The organism is Pseudomonas vanderleydeniana (assembly GCF_014268755.2).
Classification (GTDB): Bacteria; Pseudomonadota; Gammaproteobacteria; order Pseudomonadales; family Pseudomonadaceae; genus Aquipseudomonas; species Aquipseudomonas vanderleydeniana.
Genome location: NZ_CP077093.1, coordinates 3,810,480 through 3,830,869, shown reverse-complemented (window position 1 = coordinate 3,830,869; position 20,390 = coordinate 3,810,480). Strand labels below are relative to the sequence as shown.

The following is a 20,390-nucleotide window of genomic DNA, read 5'->3' as shown; positions in this document are numbered from 1 at the left end:
CAGCTTCGGCGAAGCCTTTAGGGATTCAAGTCCACCTCAGAAGCGGGTTTGTACCGCCAGCTCGAAAGTCCTCGGCGTGCCCAGGTAGTACGCCGGGGATACATGAGCGAACTCGGCATACACCTGGTTGGTCAGGTTGCGTACCCGCCCGGTCACCGTGGTATGACTGTCGAGCTTGTAGCTCAGGAAGCTGCCGTACAGGGTGTAGCCGGGTACATATTGGGTGTTGGCACTGTCGGCATAGACCTTGGCCACGTAGCGTGCATCGACCCCACCTTGCCAGCGTGGATCGAAGTCATAGGTCAACCACAGGTTGGCGACACGCTCCGGGACATTGGTCGGGGTGTTGCCCTTGCGCGAAACCACCACGCCGGCGGCGTTCTTCTCGTTGAACTCATCGTATTGCGCGTCGACCCAGGCGAAGTTGCCTTCAGCCAGCAGTCTCGGGGTGATGCGCAGCGAACTGGCCAGTTCGATGCCCCTCGATGACTGTTGCCCCACCGCAAGGGTGTTGGTCGGGTCCTGTGGGTCGGTCACGGCGAAGTCCCTGCGCACGATGTGATAGGCCGCCGCCGTGGCGCTGCCGCGACCGTCGAGGTAGCTGAACTTGCTGCCGACTTCCCACTGCTTGCCGGTAGAGACGTCGAAATTCTGCGTGCCGTTGGGTTGTTCGGCTGCCGTGCTGTACTGCACGTAGACGTTGGCCGAGGGCACGAACTGGTAGATCAGCCCGGCACGTCCGGTGACCGGCTCCCAGCTACGGCGCAGATGCCGGGGATTGCTGGCGGTCACTACGCGGTGGTTGGTCACGTCCAGGTCGATATCGTCATAACGCAGCCCTGTCAGCAGGGCCAGCTTGTCGGTCAGCATCAGTCGGTTTTCGACGAACAGGGCGCGGGTGGTGACCTGGTTGGTCTTGTCGCTGACAAAACCCGGACGCGTGCCGGGAAGCCCGTAGAAGTAGCCGGGATCGAAGTCGTCCGGGGTCACGCTGTTGTTGGCCGGGACATTCCACGGGTGGTTGGTGGTGCTGTTGATCCGATACTCGAAGCCGCCGGCCCAGCGGCTGTCCAGGCCGAACAGGCTCGACTGGTGGCGCAGCTCGAACTGGTTGCCGTTCTGTTCGCCGGAGTGGCGCACCAGGTAGGCGGTAGAGCGGTTCACGACGGTGTTGCCGGGGTTGTACTGGTAGGTTTCCAGGTCGCGGTAATCACGCTCGGTCCCCAGGTGATAGAGAGTGTTGCGCAGGCTGGTGCTGTCGTTGATCCGGTAGTCGATGATCGAGCGCAGCCAGCGGGTGCGCTGCACGTACTGGCCATCGGCGACATTGTAGTTGTTGAAACGGTTGTGCCGGTCGATCTTCAGTTCGCCGACCTTGGGGTTGAGTACCGGAGTGCCCCAGTAGGGGCTGTCGACCACCTCGTCTTGGTACTCCAGGGCCAGGGTGTGCGACAGGTCCGGCGTCAGGTCGCTGAGCAGCGAGAATGCCAGGCTCCAGGCGTCGCGCTGGTTGCGGTCGATGTAGTCGTTGCTGGCATTGTGGCTGACATCCAGGCGGGCATAGTGCTGCACGTCGGCCGCGGGATCGGTCAGGGCATGGTTGAGGCCGAAGGACATTTCCCGGGTGTCGTTGCTGCCGTAGCTGATCTTGCCTTCGGCCGCCTGTTCCTGGCGGTTGGCCAGCTTGGTGATGTAGTTCAGCGAGCCGCCGACCGAACCTGCGCCATTGAGCAGCGACGAGGGGCCGCCGACCAGTTCGACCCGGTCATAGATCCAGGCATCCACCGGGCGCGCAAGGCCGGTGGGCACGACGATACCGTTGAACATCTGGGTGACCTGGCTGCTGGTGAAGCCGCGGTAGGAGACAAAGCCGCCGAAGCCCAGCGGGGCCGTGGCGTTGACTCCGGGCAGGCTATTGGCGGCGTCCTGGAAGTTGCGTGCGCCGTGACGCTCGATGCTGTCGCGGTTGGCCACGCTGACCGAGGCCGGGGTTTCCCGCGGACTCAGCCCCAGGCGTGAACCGGTGGTGATCGGGGTGTCGAGATCCAGCCCAGGTTCGGCGGATGACGTCGCCTCGATGGTCACGGGGGCGAGGTCGAGGGTTTCTTGCGCCCAACCGTTGGCGGACAGGCAGCCGAGCAGGCCTGCGAGCAGGGAGAAGCGTTTCATGTTGAGTTCCTGAAGTCATGGCGAATATCCAGCGCGCACGGGCACGACGCGGTTGGGCGTCGACCGGGTGGGCTGATCGTTGGCGGAATGACTCAGGCGAGCGGTGGGGCGCGGGGATTGGCCGAGGGCCAGGTAAAGCGGTTGGGCAGCGGCTGGTTGGCGATGCGTGCCAGGGGCGGGCTGTGCTGTTCCGGGAGGATCGCCAGGGTCAGGCTGGAGTTGAGTGCCGGGCCCATGCCGCCGGTGGAGCACAGTGGGCAACCAAAGGCCTTGGCCAGGGTTGGCAGCTTTTCGTCGGCAGGGTTGCTCGACAGCGGTGCCTGGGTGTTCGGGTCAACGGCACAGAACTGGCCGCCGATACCGTTGAGCTGCTGGCCGACCATCTGCCCGTGGCCGATGCTGCAGGCGAACACATTGAACAGGACGCAGCAATAGAGCATCCAGGCAATGAGTGAGCGATCGGTACGGGCCAGTTTCATGGCCGCGGACTTTAACAGGACCGACGAACGGTTACAAAGCCGGGTTCATGGGTGAAGGAAAGGAAGATCTGCGGCGTCAGCACCGATCATGCCCACGTAGAGCGCGGAAATGATCGGGCCGAGGCTTCAGAGGGGATCAGGAGAGGAAGCCACCGTCGACGTTCAGCGCCACGCCAGTGGTGTAGCTGGAGGCGTCGCTGGCCAAGTACAGCACGGCGCCGGCCATTTCGCTCGGGTCGGCCACGCGCTTGAGCGGGATCTGCTGCAGGGCGGTCTTGAGGATCGAGTCGTTCTTGACCAGTGCCGAGGCGAACTTGGTGTCGGTCAGGCCCGGCAGCAAGGCGTTGCAGCGAATGCCAAACTGCGCGCACTCCTTGGCGAAGACCTTGGTCATGTTGATCACCGCCGCCTTGGTCACCGAGTAGATGCCCTGGAAGATCCCCGGGGTGACGCCGTTGATCGAGGCCACGTTGATGATGCTGCCACCGCCGTGTTCGCGCATCAGCTTGCCGGCTTCCACCGACATGAAGAAGTAGCCGCGGATGTTCACGTCGACGGTCTTCTGGAAGGCGCCCAGGTCGGTATCCAGCACGTTGCAGAATTGCGGGTTGGTGGCAGCGTTGTTGACCAGGATGTCCAGGCGCCCGAACTGTTCGCGGATACCGGCGAAGACCTGGCTGATCTGCTCCATTTCACCGATGTGACAGGCGATGGCTGTGGCCTTGCCACCGTCGGCAATGATCGCGTCGGCCACTTGCTGGCATCCCTCGATCTTGCGGCTGGAGACGATCACGTGGGCACCCTGCTGGGCCAGCAGGCGGGCGATGGCTTCACCGATACCGCGGCTGGCTCCGGAAACGAAGGCGATCTTGCCGTCGAGGTCGAACAACTGAGTCTTGGACATGGTTTTTCCTTGTTGTAGTCGCGATCAGAGGCTGGATTTCTGGATGACCTGCAGGCTCATCTGCTCCAGCAGCTTGTTCATGTGAATGAACTGCGCAAAGCGTTTGTCCTGGGTCTGGCCGTGGAAGAAGCGGTAATAGATCTGCTGCACGATGCCGGCCAGGCGGAACAGGCCGTAGGTGTAGTAGAAGTCGAAGTTGTCGATCGACAGGCCCGCACGCTCGGCGTAGTAGTCGACGAACTGGCGGCGGGTGAGCATGCCCGGTGCGTGGCTGGGTTGACGGCGCATCAACTGCACCGGTGCCGGGTCGTCGGCCTGGATCCAGTAGGCGAGGGTGTTGCCCAGGTCCATCAGCGGGTTGCCGAGGGTGGTCAGCTCCCAGTCGAGCACGCCGATGATCTGCATCGGGTTCTCGGGATCGAGGATCACGTTGTCGAAGCGGTAGTCGTTATGCACGATGCTCGAGGTTGGATGATCGGCTGGCATCTTGTCGTTCAGCCAGGCCTTGACCGCTTCCCAGCTCGGTGCATCCGGGGTCAGGGCCTTTTCATAACGCTCGCTCCAGCCGCGGATCTGGCGTTCGACATAACCTTCGGGCTTGCCCAGGTCGGCCAGGCCGCAGGCGTTGTAGTCGACGCGATGCAGCTCGACCAGGCGATCGATGAAGCTCTTGCACAGGGCTTCGGTACGGGTGGCATCCAGGCCCAGTTCCGGTGGCAGCTCGGAGCGCAGGATGATCCCCTTGACCCGCTCCATGACGTAGAACTCCGAGCCGATCAGGCTTTCGTCGGTGCAGTGCACGTAGGCTTTCGGGCAGTACGGGAAGCCATCCCTGAGTTGGTTGAGAATGCGGAATTCACGGCCCATGTCGTGGGCCGACTTGGCCTTGCGGCCGAACGGCGGGCGCCGCAGGACGAATTCCTGCCCGGGGTACTGGATCAGGTAGGTCAGGTTCGAGGCACCACCGGGGAATTGGCTGATGCTGGGCTGGCCACTGAGGCCTGGAATATGCGCCTTGAGGTACGGATCGATCAGCGCGGTGTCGAGTTCTTCACCGGCACGGATTTGAGTGGACTGGTCAGTAAGCGCCATGCTTATCCCTTCTGCTTATTCTGGAGGCCAGAGATTATTGGCTAATCTAATGCTCGTCCTGCATCGGTCACAAGCCTGACCGGGCCTTATAGGTCTGGGTGTTGCAGGATGATCAGCGTTCCTGATGCGTGAGGTGGGATGCAGCGTAGCCGAAAAAAGCCCGGTCTGAATCAGACCGGGCAGTTCTCGAAGGGAAGGGCGGGAAGTAGCGGTCTAGAGGCTTTCGTCGAGGAATTGCAGTACGGTGCCCATGCAGGCCTGGCGCTCTTCGACGTGAGGCATGTGGCTGGAGTCCTCGAACAGCGCCCAACGGGCACCGGCGATCTTTTCGACGTAGGGTTTGACCACGGCTTCGGTCGCCTCGTCGTGGCGGCCGGAGATGACCAGGGTCGGCACTTGCACGAGGTGCAGCCGGTCGATGATCGTCCAGTCCTTCAACGAACCGATCACGTGGAACTCGGTCGGACCGCTCATCGTGTGGTAGACGGTCGGGTCGGCGTCGACCTGGGCGAAGGTGCGCGCCACTTCTTCGGGCCATGGACTGATGCGGCAGACGTGGCGGTCATAGAACACCCGCGAGGCCTCGACGTACTCCGGGTCGCTGTAGGTTCCGGCCTGCTCGTGCTTGAGCAGCGCCTGCTGGACGGCAGGCGGCAGTTGCTCGCGCAGGCGGTTGGCTTCGCTGACCCAGGTGCGCATGCAGGAGGGCGAGTTGGCCAGGATCATCGCCTTGAGCCCGGCGGGCTGGCGAACGGCATGTTCACTGGCGAGCATGCCACCCCAGGATTGGCCGAGCAGTACGTAGTGCTGGCCAATACCCAAGTGGTCAAGCAGGTTGTCCAGTTCGTCGAGAAACAGCTGGACGGTCCAGAACGAAGGGTCCTGGTCGGGCAGGTGGGTGGACTTGCCATTGCCCAGTTGATCGTAGTGCACCACCGCATGACCGCTGGCGGCGATATCCTTGAAGGCGTCGACATAATCGTGGGTGCAGCCCGGGCCTCCGTGGAGGATCACCAGGGGCGTACGACCACTGGCCAGGTCTCCGGTGACGCGGTACCAGGTCTGGTAAGGGCCGAAGTTCGCAAATCCTTCCTGTACATCCTTGAATTCCATCTCGCCAAGCTCCCTGTGTGCACGATGCCGGGAACAATAGCGAAACTGTCAGGCAGGCATAACTAGGTGAATTGCTAGGTTTTGCCGGTTCAGCTGTCCAGTAGTCGGTAATGCACGGCGCGCAGCACCGCCTGCACCCGGTTCTTTGCCCCAAGTTTGTGCATGGCCGAGGCCAGGTGCAGGGTGACGGTGGCCAGCGAACGGTGCAATTGTTCGGCGATTTCCTTGGCGGTGAGGCCTTCGGCGGCCCATTGCAGGCATTCACGCTCGCGTCGGGTCAGGTGGATGTGCGGGTAGGCGCGCATTTCAGGGCTGAATAATGGGTAGGCCGCTTCCTGGAGCGCATGGGAAATGACGCTGAACTCTGTCAGGCTCTGCTGGGCGTCCTTTAGGACATATTTACTGTTGCCTGTACGTAATCCCGTCAACGAGGCGAATCCACCCTTGGGCAGGTGAATCGGGACGCTCACGCCGCAGGTCATCTGCCGGTCCTGCAGGTAGCTGGTCACGGGCGAATGACGTTGGTCGATGACCTTCTGCAGGGCGGTTTCAGCCTTGGGCTGATAGGACCAGACGAAGGGGGAGGTGCTGTTCAGGGCCAGGTGCTGCACGGGGTCTATCTGGTAGAAACCCTGTTCGCACCAGAGCGAATGCCAGTCCGACGGCGTATTGCGAACCTTGAGCAGCGAGGGGGTAATCAGGGTACCCTCGTGATCCGTAGGCACTGGCGTGTAGTCGTAGACCAGGGCATCGAACCCCAGGTTGCCCGCCAGGACCATGGCGTTGTCCATCAGCTCATCCATTGTGCTGCCGGACAGACGGCGGGGATCGACCTCGGCGAATTTGGTCTGCATCCGTTCTTCTCCTGAATAAATTTCAATCCTGAAATCAAGCAAGTAGAATGCCACGCCTCGGCGAGGGACAGCCAGACCAAACCTATAAGAATTGCTAGCTTATGGGCTCGGAAATTCCCCGCTAGGGTGAAGCCGACAGGCCACAAGGTCTGCTAACAGGGAGAGCGGCAATGTGGTACGAGTTGGAACCGGATCAGCGTTACACCCTTGAAGTCGATGGTCACAACATAGTGGCCTACAGCTTTGGCAGCGGTGATGAAGTGCTGCTGTGCCTCAACGGGGGCCCCGGGCTGCCATGCGATTACCTGCGTGACGCCCATGGCTGGCTGAAGGAAAAGGGCTTGCGGGTAGTGGCCTTCGACCAGTTGGGCACGGGCGCCTCCGACCGGCCGACCGATCCGGCGCTGTGGGATATCACCCGCTACGTCGCCGAAGTGGAGCATGTGCGCCAGGCACTGGAACTGGGCCGGGTACACTTGCTCGGCCATTCCTGGGGCGGCTGGCTGGCAATCGAGTATGCCATTCACCACCCGCAGCATCTCAAGTCCCTGGTGCTGGAAAACACCGTCGGCGATATCCCGCACCTGACCCTGGAACTGGAGCGCCTGCGCAGCGCCCTGGGCAGCGAGACCGTTGCCATGATGCAGCGCCACGAGGCCGAGGGCCGATTCGACCACCCGCAGTACCAGGCGGCGATCACCTTGCTCAACTATCGCCATGTCTGCCGTCTAGACGAATGGCCCGTCCCGGTACAGCGCTCCCTGGGCGACTGGAACATGGGGCCCTATGAAACCATGCAGGGGCCCAACGAGTTCCTGTACGTCGGCAATCTCAAGGACTGGAACCGCATCGAGGAGATGAAAGCCTTCGAAATGCCGGTCCTGATCACCACCGGCCAGCATGACGAACTCACTCCGGCCTGCGCCTATCGAATGAAACGTTCGCTCAGGGACGTCGAACTGCACGTGTTCCCCAACAGCAGCCACATGCCATTCTACGAGGAGCCCCAGGCCTACTTCCCGGTCCTGCTCGACTTCCTGCGGCGTCATCGGGGCGCTGCATGAATCTGCAGCGCTACCGCTTCATCCTGACCCGGCCCCTGCAGCTGTTGCCGGTGTTGTTCGGCATCAGCCTGGTGACCTTCGTGCTGATCCGCTCGATTCCCGGGGATCCGGCGCGGGCGTTGCTGGGGTCGCGCACCACACCTGAGGCATTGGCCAATGTCCGGGCACAGTTCGGTCTCGACCAGCCACTGCCACTGCAGTACTTCTATTTCCTCAAGAACCTGCTGCAGGGCGACCTGGGACAGTCGATCCAGTACCGGGTCGATACGCTGAAGCTGATCGCCACCCGCATCGAGCCGACACTGACCCTGGTGCTGGGTAGCGTCGTGCTCGCGCTATTGATCGCCATCCCGCTGGCGACCCTGGCGGCCCGGCACAAGGGTGGCTGGGTCGACAACCTGGTACGGGTGTTCACTACCAGTGGCCTTGGGGTGCCGGCGTTCTGGCTGGGAATCATGCTGATCCTCGTGTTCAGCGTGCAGCTTGGCTGGTTCCCGGTGACCGGCTATGGACGTACCTGGCTGGACAAGCTGCATCACCTGACCTTGCCTTGCCTGACCATCGCCCTGGCCCTGTCCTCGGTACTGATCCGCAACCTGCGCGCGAGCATGCTGGCCGAACTGCAGGCCGATCATGTCACCGCGGCCCGGGCGCGTGGCCTTTCAGAGGCGGCGATCCTGCGGCGGCACGTGCTGCCCAACTCCCTGGTGCCGACGGTCAACCTGCTGGCGGTGAACATCGGCTGGCTGATCAGTAGCACGGTGGTGATCGAAAGCCTGTTTGCCATTCCGGGTATCGGCCAATTGCTGGTGCGCGGCATCTTCGGGCGTGACTACATGGTGGTCCAGGGGGTAGCGATGGTGCTGGCCCTGGCGACGGTGGCGGTCAATTTCCTGGCGGACGTGGCGACTGTTGCGATCGATCCGCGAGTGAAAGTCCAATGAGCGGCGCACAGGCGATCGGCCTGCGGCGCAGCGTTCTCGGCCTGCGGCTGGGCAACGGCCGCCTGGCGATGGTTCTTGGGCTGGGTATTCTCGGTGGCTGGCTGTTGCTGGCGATCTTCGCCCCCTGGATCGCGCCCTACGATCCGATCCTGCAGAACACCGATGTGCGCCTGCTGGCGCCGAGCGCAGCGCATTGGTTCGGTACCGACCATTTTGGCCGGGACGTGCTGTCCCGGGTGATCTGGGGCGCCCGGGTCGACCTGCAGCTGGCGGTACTCGGAGTGATCTTCCCGTTCCTGATCGGCACCGTGGTCGGTGCCCTGTGCGGATACATCGGGGGCCGCTTCGATACCGTCTGCATGCGCCTGATCGATATCGTCCTGGCCTTTCCGTTCCTGGTGCTGATGCTGGCGATCATGGCCATTCTCGGCCCTGGCCTGACCAGCTTCTACATCGCCATGGCCCTGGTCGGGTGGGTGTCCTATGCGCGACTGATCCGCTCGCAGATCCTGATTCTCAAGCACAGTGACTTCGCCCTGGCCGCTAGGAGCCTGGGGTTCGGCCATGGGCGCATCCTGTTTCGGCACCTGCTGCCCAACGCATTGTTCAGCTCGGTGGTGTTCGCCATGTCCGATGCGGTACTGGTACTGCTCAACGGTGCGGCGGTGAGTTATCTGGGGCTGGGCGTGCAGCCGCCAACCGCGGAGTGGGGCACCATGGTTGCCGAAGGGCAGAGCCTGATCACCAGTGCCTGGTGGATCTGTACGTTTCCGGGGATTGCCATCGTCACCCTGGCCATGGGCTTCAGCCTGTTGGCCGATGGTGTCGCCGAAGCCATGGGGGAGCGCACATGAGTTCGCCGGTGTTGCAGGTGCAGGACCTCAGTGTGGTGGCGCATGACGGCGCAACGCCGCTGACCCTGGTCGATCGACTGTCCTTCGACCTGGCCGAAGGTGAAATCCTCGGCCTGGTCGGTGAAAGCGGCTCGGGCAAGACCATGGCCTGTCGGGCCCTGATGCGCCTGTTGCCCTCCAACAGCCTGAGCATCGAGGGGACCGCCGTACGCCTGGCCGGGCAGAACCTGCTGGCGCTGGATGAGAAAGGCATGCGCGCCATGCGCGGTCGGCAGATCGGCATGGTGTTCCAGAATCCCAGTAGCCATCTCGATCCCTTGATGCGCATCGGCGAACAGATCGGCGAAGGCATCCGCCAGCACCAGCAGTGCTCGCGCCGTGAGGCCCGGGCCCAGGCAATCGAAGTGTTGCGCCAGGTGGGGATCCCCGACCCGCAGCGGCGGGTCGACAATTACCCCCACGAATTCTCCGGCGGCATGCGCCAGCGGGCGATGATCGCCGTGGCCCTGGGCTGCGAGCCCAGGGTGCTGATCGCCGACGAGCCGACCACGGCCCTCGATGTGACGGTGCAGGCGCAGATCCTGCGTCTGCTGCTGGATCTGCGTGACCAACGTGGCCTGTCGTTGATCATGATCACCCACGACCTGGGCGTGGTGGCACAGACTTGCGACACGATCGCCGTGATGTATGCCGGCCGGCTCTGCGAACATGGGCGCAAGCAGGAACTGCTGGCGCGGCCACGGCACCCCTACACCGCAGGGCTGGTGGCCTGCCAGCCGGCCGGCGGTGCCAGCCAGGAGCCGCTGCGGACCATTGGCGGCCAGCCACCGTTGCTTGCCGACCTGCCATCGGGCTGCCGTTTCAACCCACGCTGCCAGTCCCTGGGGGCCAGTTGCCGTGAGGTCCTGCCGGACCTGCGGGCTGTCGAACAGGGGCAGCGAGTGGCCTGTCATTACCCGTTGTCCGGAGGCCAGCCATGAGTCTGCTCGAAGTCAGGGACCTGCATGTGCACTTTGCCGCCCAGGGCCGTGGCCTGCTGGGCCTCAAGCGGCAATGGGTGAGGGCGGTCAACGGTGTCTCGCTGACCTTGGCCGCGGGCGAGACCCTGGGGCTGGTTGGCGAGTCCGGCAGCGGCAAGAGCAGCCTGGGCCGGGCGATCCTGCGGCTCAACGACATTGCGGCGGGCCAGGTCCTGTTCGATGGCGTGGACGTCGCCCAGGGGCGCGGCATCGAGCTGGAGCGGCTGCGCCGCGAGACCGCGATGATCTTTCAGGACCCTTATGCCGCACTCAATCCGCGGCTGAGCATTGGCCAGACGCTGGCCGAAGTCCTGCGGGTCCAGCGCAAGGTGGCGCCCGAGCGGATTGCCGCGCGCGTCGAGGAGTTGCTGACCCTGGTCGGCCTGCGTCCCGAGCTGGCCGGGCGCAAGCCGGGCAGTCTCAGCGGTGGACAGTGCCAGCGCGTCGGCATCGCCCGGGCCCTGGCGGTGGAGCCGCGGCTGATCGTCGCCGATGAATGCGTGGCCGCACTCGACGTGTCGATCCAGGGACAGATCGTCAACCTGCTGCTGGAGCTGCGTCAGCGCCTGAACCTGTCGATCCTGTTCATCGCCCATGACCTGGCAATCGTCCGGCGCCTGTGCGACCGGGTCGCGGTGATGTACCTGGGCCAGATCGTCGAGGAGGGCAGCGTCGAGGCGGTGTTTGGCGCGCCGCGGCATCCGTATACGGCCGCGTTGATCGACTCGATCCCCGACATCGACCCCGAGCGTCGCCTGCCTGCCGAACCCTTGCCCGGCGAGCCGCCGAGCCCCCTGCAAGCCCCGAGTGGCTGCGCCTTTCATCCGCGCTGCCGCCAGGCCCGGCCGGTGTGTGCCGAGGCCCAGCCGCCGACCCATCAGCTCGAGCACCAGCGCTACAGCTGCGTGATCGAGCAACCGCTGTCGCAAACCCCAAACCCCACATCGATTAACAGGGAGTTATACGCATGAGATCCAGGCACTTCAAACTGTTGAGCGCGGCCACCCTGGCTGTCTGCTCGCTGGCGGCGGGCGTGGCACAGGCCGCGGGCGTGCTGACCATCGGTTGCCGGGAAGACAGCACCACCTTCGACCCGATCAAGAGTGCGCAAAACCGCGATACCTGGGTATTCGCCAACGTCTATGACACCCTGGTGCGCGTAGACAAGGCTGGCGTCGAGCTGCAGCCGGGCCTGGCGGAGTCCTGGTCGGTCTCGCCGGATGGCCTGGCCTATACCTTCAAGCTGCGCGCGGCGAAGTTCTCCGACGGTTCGCCGATCACCGCCAGCGATGCGGCCTTCAGCCTGCTGCGTATCCGTGACAACAAGGCTTCGCTGTGGAGCGACTCCTTCAAGCTGATCGACAAGGCCGAAGCCAAGGACCCACAAACCCTGGTGGTGACCCTCAAGACCCCGTCCATGCCATTCGTGTCGCAGCTGGCTTCGCCGACCGCCTCGGTGCTGTCGCAGAAGGCTATCGAGAAGATGGGCGAGGATGCCTATGCCGAGAAGCCGGTGGTATCCGGTGCCTTCACCGTCAAGGAGTGGATCCGCGGCGACCGCGTGGTACTGGAGAAGAACCCGGACTTCTGGCAGGCCGGCAGCGTCAGCCTCGACGGCGTGGAGTGGATCTCCATCCCCGATGACAACACGCGCATGCTGAAAGTCCAGGCCGGTGAGCTGGACTCGGCGATCTTCGTACCGTTCTCGCGGGTCGATGCCCTGCAGAAGGACAAGAACCTGGTGGTGCACCTCGACCCGTCGACCCGTGAAGACCACCTGCTGATCAACCACGCCCATGGCGAGCTGGCCAAGCAGCAGGTGCGTGAAGCACTGGACTACGCGATCGACAAGAAGTCGCTGGTCAATACCGTGACCTTCGGCAAGGGCACCGTGGCCTATTCCTACATTCCCAAGGGCGGCCAGTATCATTACGCGGACAACCTGCAGCGTCCGTATGATCCCGATAAGGCGAAGAAACTGCTGGCCGAGGCGGGCGCCAAGGACCTCAAGCTCAACTACGTGGTCAACGCCGGCAACGAGGCCGACGAGCAGATCGCGGTCATGGTCCAGCAGCAGCTGGCCAAGGTCGGCGTCACCGCCAACCTGCAGAAGGTCGACCCGACCCAGAGCTGGCAGATGCTGATCGACGGTGCCTATGACCTGTCGGTGATGTACTGGACCAACGACATCCTCGATGCCGACCAGAAGACCACCTTCGTCCTCGGCCACGATACCAACAACAACTACATGACCGGCTATCGCAACGAGAAGGTCAAGGAGCTGGTGGCGGCGGCGCGTATCGAGAGTGATCCGGCCAAGCGCCAGCAGATGTACGTCGACCTGCAGAAGATGGCCAAGGCCGACGTCAACTGGATCGATCTGTACTACAGCCCCTACATCAACATCTCGCGCAAGAACATCGAGCACTTCCAGCAGAACCCGCTGGGGCGTTTCTCGTTGGAAGAGACGGTGAAGAAGGATGACAAGGTCGCCAGCAACTGACCGACCACCGTCAAGGCGGTAAAACACAAAAGCCAGGGAAATCCCTGGCTTTTGTATTCAAGCGATACGCTGCCGATATCAGGCAGGGAACAGCTCGCTCAGTTTCATCGACAGCATCATGTCGCCTTCGACACGCAGCTTGCCGCTCATGAAGGCCTGCATGCCGTCGGTGTCGCCGCTGACGATGCCCTGCATGGTTTCGCTGTCGGTCACCAGGGTCACGTTGGCGTCCGGGTTCTCGCCTTCCTTCAGGTCGCAGGTGCCGTCCTTGACGATCAGCGAGAAGTGCTGGCTTTCATCGATACGGAAACCGAAGACAACGTCCAGGCCGGCAGCGGCGGCTGGGTTGAATTTGGCTTTCATCGCTTCTACGGCTTTGGCTACAGCGGTCATGGTTCGATCCTTTTATGGGTGATTACAGCGACCCCAAGGGTCACGGTTGGCCGGTACTCAGCGGAAGGTGATGAGTTCCGGCGCCTTCAGCAGTTGCAAGTGGGTTTGACTGTTGAAGGAAGCCAGGGCCACCTCGCGACCACGGAACTTGAGTTGGTTGAGCGAGGTGTTGACGATCTGCCAGTTCAGCTCGAAAGCCTGCCTGGCGGGAATCCGGGTAATCAGGTGAAGCAGGGCGGTGATGGTGCCGCCGGAGGTGAACACGGCGATCTTCTGGGTGTTATCGGCCGACTCGAGGATGCGTTGCAGGCCGCCGTTGACCCGCTCGACGAAGCCCAGCCAGCTTTCCAGGCCTTGCGGGTCGTGACTGCCGTCGAGCCAGCGCTCGATGATCAGGGCGAAGATGCGCTGGAACTCACTGCGATTCTGTGCGGCGTTGCGCAGGATGTGCAGCGCTTCGGGTTCGTCCGGCAGCATGGCCGGCAACAGGGCGCGGATCACTGCATCGGCATCGAACTCGTTGAAGGCGTCATCGATTTCCAGCGCCGGTACAGGCATGCCGACCCTGGCGAACTGTTCCATCGCCAGCGAGGCGGTGTGCTGCTGGCGGCGCAGGTCGCCGGCCAGGCAGCGATCGAAACTCAGGCCCAACTCGGCCAGGTGCTGGCCGAGGACTTGTGCCTGGCGCATACCGGTCGGCGAGAGGACATCGTAGTCGTCCGCGCCGAAGGAGGCCTGGCCATGTCGAATCAGGTAGATGCTGCCCACGTCCGCGTCATCCCGGTACGTTGAAGTTCTGGCGAGGTTATGAGGATGCCGGGGGCCTGTCAATGAAAAAACATACGCTCGTTTGAAATGTCTGTTAGAGACTTGTATCGCGCGGTGACGGCGGCTGGTCGCAGGGCTGTCCCGACGGTATGCTGGAGACGTCAAGCCGCCGGAACCGGGGCTGTCTGGATTTTTAAGGAGCTAATGTGGAGTTTCTCTCCGAATACGCCAGTTTTCTGGCCAAGACCGTGACGCTGGTCATCGCGATCATTGTAGTGCTGGTGGTGGCGGCTTCGTTGCGCAGCAAGGGGCGGCGGCGCTCGGCCGGCCAACTGCAGGTCAGCAAGCTGAACGAATTCTACAAGGGCTTGCGCGAGCGCCTGGAACAGACCCTGCTGGACAAGGAGCAGCTCAAGGCCCTGCGCAAGGAGCAGGGCAAGGACGACAAGAAACAGAAAAAGCAGAAGAAACAGCCCCAGGCCAAGTCCCGGGTGTTCGTGCTGGACTTCGATGGTGACGTGAAGGCCAGTGCCACCGAGAGCCTGCGCCATGAAATCACGGCGCTGCTCAGCCTGGCCACGCCCAAGGATGAAGTGGTGCTGCGCCTGGAAAGCGGTGGCGGCATGGTCCACAGCTATGGCCTGGCTTCATCGCAACTGGCGCGTATCCGCCAGGCCGGTGTGCCTCTGACCGTGTGCATCGACAAGGTCGCGGCCAGCGGCGGTTACATGATGGCGTGCATTGGCGACAGAATCATCAGCGCGCCCTTTGCCATACTCGGTTCCATCGGTGTGGTGGCGCAACTGCCGAACGTCAACAAACTGCTGAAAAAGCACGATATCGACTTCGAAGTCCTGACCGCTGGCGAGTACAAGCGCACCTTGACCGTATTCGGCGAGAATACCGACAAGGGCCGTGAGAAGTTCCAGCAGGACCTGGACATCACTCACCAGTTGTTCAAGAACTTCGTCGCTCGCTACCGTCCGCAGCTGGCGATTGACGATGTGGCCACCGGCGAAATCTGGTTGGGCGTTGCCGCGCTGGACAAGCAACTGGTCGATGAGTTGCGCACCAGTGACGAGTACCTCGCCGAACGCGCCAAGAATGCCGAGCTGTTCCACCTGCACTACGCCGAACGCAAGAGCCTGCAGGAGCGTGTTGGCCTGGCCGCCAGCGCGTCCTTCGAGCGGGTTCTGCTCAACGGCTGGAATCGCCTGACCCGCCAGCGTTTCTGGTAATCCCCACGTCCTGACGGTTGTCGGCCCGTTTCGACAACCGTCAGGCTGCCAGCGATAAGTACGCCCCCTCGACAACAGGCCTTCAATAGGCTGGAGCCTTCAATGGATTTCCAGGGCGAGGGTCATGGCTGAAACGAGTTCCACGAGTGCGAGTGCGGCAGCTGTCGAGTTGGGTGTGCACTTTGACAGGGTCAGGGAAAAGATTCCCAGTTGGTTGTACAAGGCCAGCGCCTCCATGCGCCAGTCTTTCCGTGAGCATCTGCTGGCACTGGAGACATCCCGGCATGAGGTGCAAACGATCCTGTCGCAAATGCAGGGTGTCGATCAATTCTGTCGGCCACGTTTGCTTGCGGCGCTCGAACGGTACCTCAACACCGGCCTGGATGTGGACCACACCCAGTTCATCAGGGTCGATGCCACCTACCTGCTGAGTATCTTCGAGAGCAAACTCTATTCCTTCGTGCAGAGGCAGACTCTGCTGGGCGCCGCCCTGCAGAATTTCGAGGCCGATGAGACCGAACCGGGCGCGCTCCAGGGCAGGGGGATGATCAGGCTCCCTGGTCGTGAACCCGGCCGCCGGGTTGCGCTGGAGCCGGAAACTTTCGCCGGAATCTGTCGTGAACTGGACCTGGGAGGGGCTTATCAGGCGCACATCGACAGTGTTTTCAAGCCTGCCGAGTCGCTCTTGATCGAGGGCCGATCTTCGGTTGAGCGATGTTTTCGCGACTATGACAAGCGTGCGCTGACGATCACTTCCGATGTCGCCTGCATGAAAGGCGCGATTTCCCCCGCAGCCCATGATTTGCTCATGCGCCTGGTCAACGGTGGCACAGACCTGGAACTGGAGGGCGAGAGGGTTCATTGCAGCCGCATGAAACTGTTCGACATCGAGTCCAGCGGCTGGGTGGTGATCGGAGCGAAGCTCTCGAGCGACGCGGCCGCGTCCTGTATCGCCTATCTGCCAGGCGATCCGCTGACCCCGCTCAAACTCTACAGCAGCTTCTTCTCTCTGGAGCAGGACCTGGCTGTCAAACTGCAGGATCCGGGCTACAAGCGTTTCTTCAGTCGTTTCATTGCCGAAGAGGATCGCCTGCGTTTCCTGCAAACCATCGACGCTCGGGTTGCCCTCCGGCGCTATGGCCGGCCACCTCAGAGCGCGTTGCCTCGGCACGTCACGTTGAGCGAGATACCGATCGAAGGTGACCTGTTCGAGAGTCTCCATCGACAGCGCTATCAGCGGATCAAGGCGCATGCACGGCAATGGGTGGTGCCCACGGCCGATGTCGATGCCCGGGTGCGACAGGCCCGGCTGGACGCCTATCTGGAGGCCGGAATGAGCTTGCTGGGCCTGGCCCTGTCGTTCGTACCGTTGGTCGGTGAGGTCATCCTGGCGGCGACAGCGGTGCAATTGGTGTCCGATGTCTATAACGGCCTGGAATCCTGGCGCCTGGGGCAACGGCACGAAGCCCTTGGTTACCTGATGGACGTGGCGGAGAACGTTGCGCTGCTCGCCGGCGGAGCGTTGGTGACAAGTGCAGGTCACGCGCTGTTCAAGCCGATCAAGGTCGCCCCGGCGGTCGACGCGCTGATTCCGGTGAAGGTGGCTGGCAGCAGCCGTTTGTGGAACGCCGATCTGGCCCCCTATGAGCGAGGTATCCGCCTGCCGGAGGGGCTGACTCCCGATGAAACGGGGCTTCACCCCTTCGAGGGCAAGCACTACCTGCCGCTGGAGGGCAAGCTCTACGTGGTCGGTTATGATCGCAAGCGTCTGCGCTGGCGAATCGAGCATCCTGGCGGCAAGGCGCACCATGCTCCACCGCTGAAGCACAATGGCCTCGGCACCTGGCAAACGCTGCATGACCGACCGGCGCAGTGGTCTGTCATGCAGTTGTTCCGGCGTCTGGGCCGGCCGGTAGCGGGATTGGGCGAACGGGCGCTGCGACAGATTCGACAGTTGCAGGGGGCCGAGGTGGATGTCCTGCGTCGGGCTCTGGTGGACAATCGGCGCCCGCCGGCCCTGCTGCTCGACACCCTCAAGCGTTTCAGGATCGACCAGGCCATCGCGCAATTCATCGAAGAGGCCGCAGGCACGCGAATATGGACGCTGGAGCAAGGCGACCTGCGCCTGCGGATACTGACCTCGTTGCCAGGCTGGCCGGAAAACCGCGTCATCCACCTGTTCAGTCGCGAAGGGGAAATATTGCAGGAGTACGGTGCCCGAACTTCGCAGCGCTTTTCCTCGCTACAGATCAGTGAGTCGCAGCTCCGGGCGGGTGAGGCATTGCCCCTGTCGTTGAGCATGCTGAGCGAGCCGGAGCGCCTCGGGCTGTTGGGCAGCGACCTATCCGAACAGCCCGAGCGCGTTCACAGGTTGGATCAGCGCTTGCGGCAGTCGGCCGTGCAACGTCGGCAATGGTTATTCGATACGCTGTATGAAGCCAGCGAGAAAATCGACGATATCCGCCGGCAGCGTATTCTTGAGCGTTTTCCGGGGTTGCCCAGCAGTGTCGCCGAAGAACTGATTGCCCATGCCAGCAGTGCCGAACTGGAGCAATTGCAGGAGCGGGTTCCATTGCGCCTCGTCGAAGAGATCCGCTGGTACCTCAGGCAGCTCAGGCTCAACCGTGTCTGTGAAAGCTGGTACCTGTCCAGCAATGAGGAGGCCCAGGCCGATCGCCTGGCCCTGCATGCGCTCGAACTTCTGCCAGGTTGGCCGAAAGACGTGCGCCTGGAGTTGCGCAAGCAGCGGGTGATCAGCGACGCCGTGGAGTCGGTAGGGCCTGCGCAGGCCTCGACGCTGCGCGTTCTGCTCAAGGTCGGTCACCAATACACGGCTATCGATGATAGGGGAAATATCCTCGGGACTGCACGGGACATCTTTGATGCACTGATCATGGCTTTGCCGCCGCCGTTGCTTGAAACCCTTGGGCGTGGCGTGAAGGTCGACGGCGGCTGGCTCAGGGATGAGGTGGTTCATCGGATTACCCTCAATCCCGAGGCCGGCCAGCGAACCTTGGGGCTGGTCCCCTTCAATCACCGATTCAAGCCGCCGATGCGCCTGGCCTCGGGGGCCATTGGCTATCCGATGAGCGACGAGGGGGTGGTCATCGGCTATTCCGAACGCCTGGGCCAGCGGGTCAGGGGGTTGTACCCGGGGTTCTCCGTCGATGAGGCGAGGGCCTTCATTGCCTCGCTCGACCTGCCCGAGCCTGCTTGTCTGGCCGAGCTGGAACGGCGACGCGAAGAGTACGAAACCCTGTCTTCCACCCTCGAAAGCTGGGTTCAGCGCCAGACCTGGCGCAGGGTCCGCGGAACCCTGCAGGTCGCGCCGGTGGCCATGGACAACAAGCAGCGAGTGGCCGAGGCGATCCTGGCCTGCTGGCGTCGACAGTCACCGCGCAACCAGTTGGGAGGGCAGTATTTCCATGAGCTGGATCTGTTGGGGATGCGTATCGGTGACTTGCCACCGATCGCGGCCGATTTCAGTCATGTAGGCTTCCTGTTCATGAATGACATGGGGGTGAGCAGCAGCGAACTCTCGTTTCTTGCCCATTTCCGGCACTTGCGCTGGTTGTCGCTGGGGTTCAACCACCTGGACAGCCTGCCGGCGGCGTTGGGGCAGATGCGCGAGCTGCTCCACCTGCATCTGCCGGGTAACCGGATCGTAATGAACACCCAGGTCCGTGGGGTGCTGGCCCGCTTGACCAGGCTCCGGTTCCTCAATCTCTCGGATAATCCGCTGGTACTGCCGCCGGACCTCGGCAGCATGCCTGAACTCGAGCACCTGTTGTTGCGACATACCAACATCGAGCAATGGCCCATGGGTATAGCTTCGTTGCAGCGCCTGCAACTGATGGATCTGCGCGACAACCGGATCGCAACGATCCCCGAGTCCGTCTATACCAATCCGGTTGCGATCAACCGAGGAATTCACCTCCATGACAATCCGCCGTTACCGGCTGCGGAGCTGCAACGGTTGCAGCGTTACGAGCAGCAGACCGGGATCAACTTCGGTATCGATATGCCCGCGCGACGCCGCGTCCACGTCTTTCGCCGAACACCGTCGCTCAGGGAGTACGACCGCTGGAGCGAGGGACTGGCGCCTGGGGTGGAGATGCAGAGAGAACAACAGTGGCGGGCTCTGTTCCGCGAGCGCGGCGCCGAAGATTTTTTCCGCCTGCTGGGTGACCTGACCGCCACGGCCGAGTACCGCGAGGCGCGGGAAATCCTGGGGCGGCGTGTCTGGCAGGTGCTGGATTCGGCCAGTCAGTACACCGACCTGCGCGAAGAACTGTTCGTGGCCGCGTCCCAGCCGCAGACCTGTTCCGATGGGGCGGAACTGATCTTCAGTGACATGGAGGTCCGGACCCTGGTCTTCCAGGCCCGGGTGATGGCGGGCGACAATCCGCTGCGCACCGAGTCGAGCCTGTTGAAGCTGGCTCGTGGGCTATGGCGCCTCGATGAGGTGGAGGCCCTGGCACAGGCCGACATCGAGACACGCTTGAAGGTGGCGGGGGCGCATGTCGATCCGCTGGAGGTCCGCCTGGCCTACCGTATCGGTCTGGCCAGTCGTCTCGGGTTGCCGGGGCAGCCAACCCACATGACTTTCACCGAGTTGGCCAAGGTGGATGCCAAAACGCTGGATGCCGCCTTTACCACGGTGATCAATCGCGAGAAAACCCCGGCCTATATCCGGGCCCTGGTGGCCCGCGAGTTCTGGAGCGATCACCTCAAGAGCAGCTACCCCGAGCGCTTCGAGGCGATCAACCAGCGGCATCAGGCGGTAATGGAGGTGCTCGATGCCCGGCGCACGAGTCGTCAGGATCCGATCTGGCACGAGTTCATCGATGTCGAGCTGGAGGCGCAGATGGGGGACGCGCTCAAGGCCTGGCGTGAGGAGCAGGGCGAAGAACTGGAGAAATTGACCGGGGAGATATTACAGAGGGCGCCTGAGGCGCAGTGAAACCCGCTCCGGGACTCTGGCGAGCCCCGGAGC

Annotated in this window: 16 protein-coding genes; 8 read left to right on the top strand and 8 right to left on the bottom strand. The window is 62.8% G+C overall.

Features of this window, described 5'->3' with window-relative positions:
• Nucleotides 1-36: 36 nt before the first annotated feature.
• The 6 genes from HU752_RS17245 to HU752_RS17220 all read right to left on the bottom strand — a co-directional run bounded on the left by HU752_RS17245 (nt 37) and on the right by HU752_RS17220 (nt 6,611).
• Complete coding sequence (locus HU752_RS17245) at nt 37-2,169, bottom strand: TonB-dependent receptor (RefSeq protein ID WP_186682832.1); 2,133 nt, start codon at nt 2,167-2,169, stop codon at nt 37-39.
• Nucleotides 2,170-2,261: 92 nt separating this feature from the next.
• Entirely contained in the window at nt 2,262-2,648 is a 387-nt protein-coding gene (locus tag HU752_RS17240) for a DUF2946 domain-containing protein (RefSeq protein ID WP_186682834.1), read from the bottom strand.
• A gap of 136 nt (nt 2,649-2,784) precedes the next feature.
• Nucleotides 2,785-3,552 carry an SDR family oxidoreductase gene (locus HU752_RS17235; RefSeq protein ID WP_186682836.1) on the bottom strand — a complete coding sequence of 256 codons (768 nt, stop codon included), beginning with the start codon at nt 3,550-3,552 and terminating at the stop codon, nt 2,785-2,787.
• Between the two features lie 24 nt (nt 3,553-3,576).
• Nucleotides 3,577-4,644, bottom strand: coding sequence for a phosphotransferase family protein (locus HU752_RS17230; protein ID WP_186682838.1), 1,068 nt, complete (start codon nt 4,642-4,644; stop codon nt 3,577-3,579).
• A gap of 213 nt (nt 4,645-4,857) precedes the next feature.
• Entirely contained in the window at nt 4,858-5,757 is a 900-nt protein-coding gene (locus HU752_RS17225; RefSeq protein WP_186682840.1) for a proline iminopeptidase-family hydrolase, read from the bottom strand.
• An 89-nt stretch (nt 5,758-5,846) separates the two neighbouring features.
• Entirely contained in the window at nt 5,847-6,611 is a 765-nt protein-coding gene (locus tag HU752_RS17220) for a LuxR family transcriptional regulator (RefSeq protein ID WP_017905850.1), read from the bottom strand.
• A 170-nt stretch (nt 6,612-6,781) separates the two neighbouring features.
• Between HU752_RS17220 and HU752_RS17215 the strand changes: the two genes are divergently transcribed.
• The 6 genes from HU752_RS17215 to HU752_RS17190 are packed head-to-tail and all read left to right on the top strand — an operon-like array spanning nt 6,782 to nt 12,995.
• Nucleotides 6,782-7,675 carry a proline iminopeptidase-family hydrolase gene (locus tag HU752_RS17215; RefSeq protein WP_186682842.1) on the top strand — a complete coding sequence of 298 codons (894 nt, stop codon included), beginning with the start codon at nt 6,782-6,784 and terminating at the stop codon, nt 7,673-7,675.
• Entirely contained in the window at nt 7,672-8,619 is a 948-nt protein-coding gene (locus HU752_RS17210; RefSeq protein ID WP_186682844.1) for an ABC transporter permease, read from the top strand. Before HU752_RS17215 ends, HU752_RS17210 begins: the two co-directional genes overlap by 4 nt.
• Entirely contained in the window at nt 8,616-9,473 is an 858-nt protein-coding gene (locus HU752_RS17205) for an ABC transporter permease (RefSeq protein WP_017905847.1), read from the top strand. Before HU752_RS17210 ends, HU752_RS17205 begins: the two co-directional genes overlap by 4 nt.
• Entirely contained in the window at nt 9,470-10,453 is a 984-nt protein-coding gene (locus tag HU752_RS17200; RefSeq protein ID WP_186682846.1) for an ABC transporter ATP-binding protein, read from the top strand. Before HU752_RS17205 ends, HU752_RS17200 begins: the two co-directional genes overlap by 4 nt.
• Nucleotides 10,450-11,463, top strand: coding sequence for an ABC transporter ATP-binding protein (locus HU752_RS17195; RefSeq protein ID WP_186682848.1), 1,014 nt, complete (start codon nt 10,450-10,452; stop codon nt 11,461-11,463). The genes HU752_RS17200 and HU752_RS17195 overlap by 4 nt, the downstream gene beginning before the upstream one ends.
• Nucleotides 11,460-12,995, top strand: coding sequence for an ABC transporter substrate-binding protein (locus HU752_RS17190; protein WP_186682850.1), 1,536 nt, complete (start codon nt 11,460-11,462; stop codon nt 12,993-12,995). The genes HU752_RS17195 and HU752_RS17190 overlap by 4 nt, the downstream gene beginning before the upstream one ends.
• 78 nt (nt 12,996-13,073) lie before the next feature.
• Here the strand turns inward: HU752_RS17190 and HU752_RS17185 are convergent, their stop codons facing one another.
• Entirely contained in the window at nt 13,074-13,388 is a 315-nt protein-coding gene (locus tag HU752_RS17185) for an SCP2 sterol-binding domain-containing protein (RefSeq protein WP_186682852.1), read from the bottom strand.
• Between the two features lie 57 nt (nt 13,389-13,445).
• Nucleotides 13,446-14,156 (bottom strand): histidine phosphatase family protein, encoded by a 711-nt coding sequence (locus HU752_RS17180; RefSeq protein ID WP_186682855.1) that lies wholly within the window; start codon nt 14,154-14,156, stop codon nt 13,446-13,448.
• 206 nt (nt 14,157-14,362) lie between these two features.
• On the opposite strand from HU752_RS17180, the gene sohB reads away from it, so the two are divergent.
• Nucleotides 14,363-15,394, top strand: coding sequence for a protease SohB (gene sohB, locus HU752_RS17175; RefSeq protein ID WP_186682857.1), 1,032 nt, complete (start codon nt 14,363-14,365; stop codon nt 15,392-15,394).
• 235 nt (nt 15,395-15,629) lie between these two features.
• A complete protein-coding gene (locus HU752_RS17170) occupies nt 15,630-20,357 on the top strand; it encodes an NEL-type E3 ubiquitin ligase domain-containing protein (protein WP_225920012.1) in 4,728 nt (1,575 codons plus the stop codon).
• The last annotated feature ends 33 nt before the right edge of the window (nt 20,358-20,390 follow it).

Coding starts and splice junctions, on each gene's coding strand:
- HU752_RS17220 (WP_017905850.1), bottom strand. CDS start 6,611: ATGCAGACCAAATTCGCCGAGGTCGATCCCCGCCGTCTGTCCGGCAGC.
- HU752_RS17200 (WP_186682846.1), top strand. CDS start 9,470: ATGAGTTCGCCGGTGTTGCAGGTGCAGGACCTCAGTGTGGTGGCGCAT.
- HU752_RS17215 (WP_186682842.1), top strand. CDS start 6,782: ATGTGGTACGAGTTGGAACCGGATCAGCGTTACACCCTTGAAGTCGAT.
- HU752_RS17170 (WP_225920012.1), top strand. CDS start 15,630: ATGCGCCAGTCTTTCCGTGAGCATCTGCTGGCACTGGAGACATCCCGG.
- HU752_RS17225 (WP_186682840.1), bottom strand. CDS start 5,757: ATGGAATTCAAGGATGTACAGGAAGGATTTGCGAACTTCGGCCCTTAC.
- HU752_RS17230 (WP_186682838.1), bottom strand. CDS start 4,644: ATGGCGCTTACTGACCAGTCCACTCAAATCCGTGCCGGTGAAGAACTC.
- HU752_RS17205 (WP_017905847.1), top strand. CDS start 8,616: ATGAGCGGCGCACAGGCGATCGGCCTGCGGCGCAGCGTTCTCGGCCTG.
- HU752_RS17245 (WP_186682832.1), bottom strand. CDS start 2,169: ATGAAACGCTTCTCCCTGCTCGCAGGCCTGCTCGGCTGCCTGTCCGCC.
- HU752_RS17185 (WP_186682852.1), bottom strand. CDS start 13,388: ATGACCGCTGTAGCCAAAGCCGTAGAAGCGATGAAAGCCAAATTCAAC.
- HU752_RS17195 (WP_186682848.1), top strand. CDS start 10,450: ATGAGTCTGCTCGAAGTCAGGGACCTGCATGTGCACTTTGCCGCCCAG.
- HU752_RS17240 (WP_186682834.1), bottom strand. CDS start 2,648: ATGAAACTGGCCCGTACCGATCGCTCACTCATTGCCTGGATGCTCTAT.
- HU752_RS17235 (WP_186682836.1), bottom strand. CDS start 3,552: ATGTCCAAGACTCAGTTGTTCGACCTCGACGGCAAGATCGCCTTCGTT.
- HU752_RS17210 (WP_186682844.1), top strand. CDS start 7,672: ATGAATCTGCAGCGCTACCGCTTCATCCTGACCCGGCCCCTGCAGCTG.
- HU752_RS17190 (WP_186682850.1), top strand. CDS start 11,460: ATGAGATCCAGGCACTTCAAACTGTTGAGCGCGGCCACCCTGGCTGTC.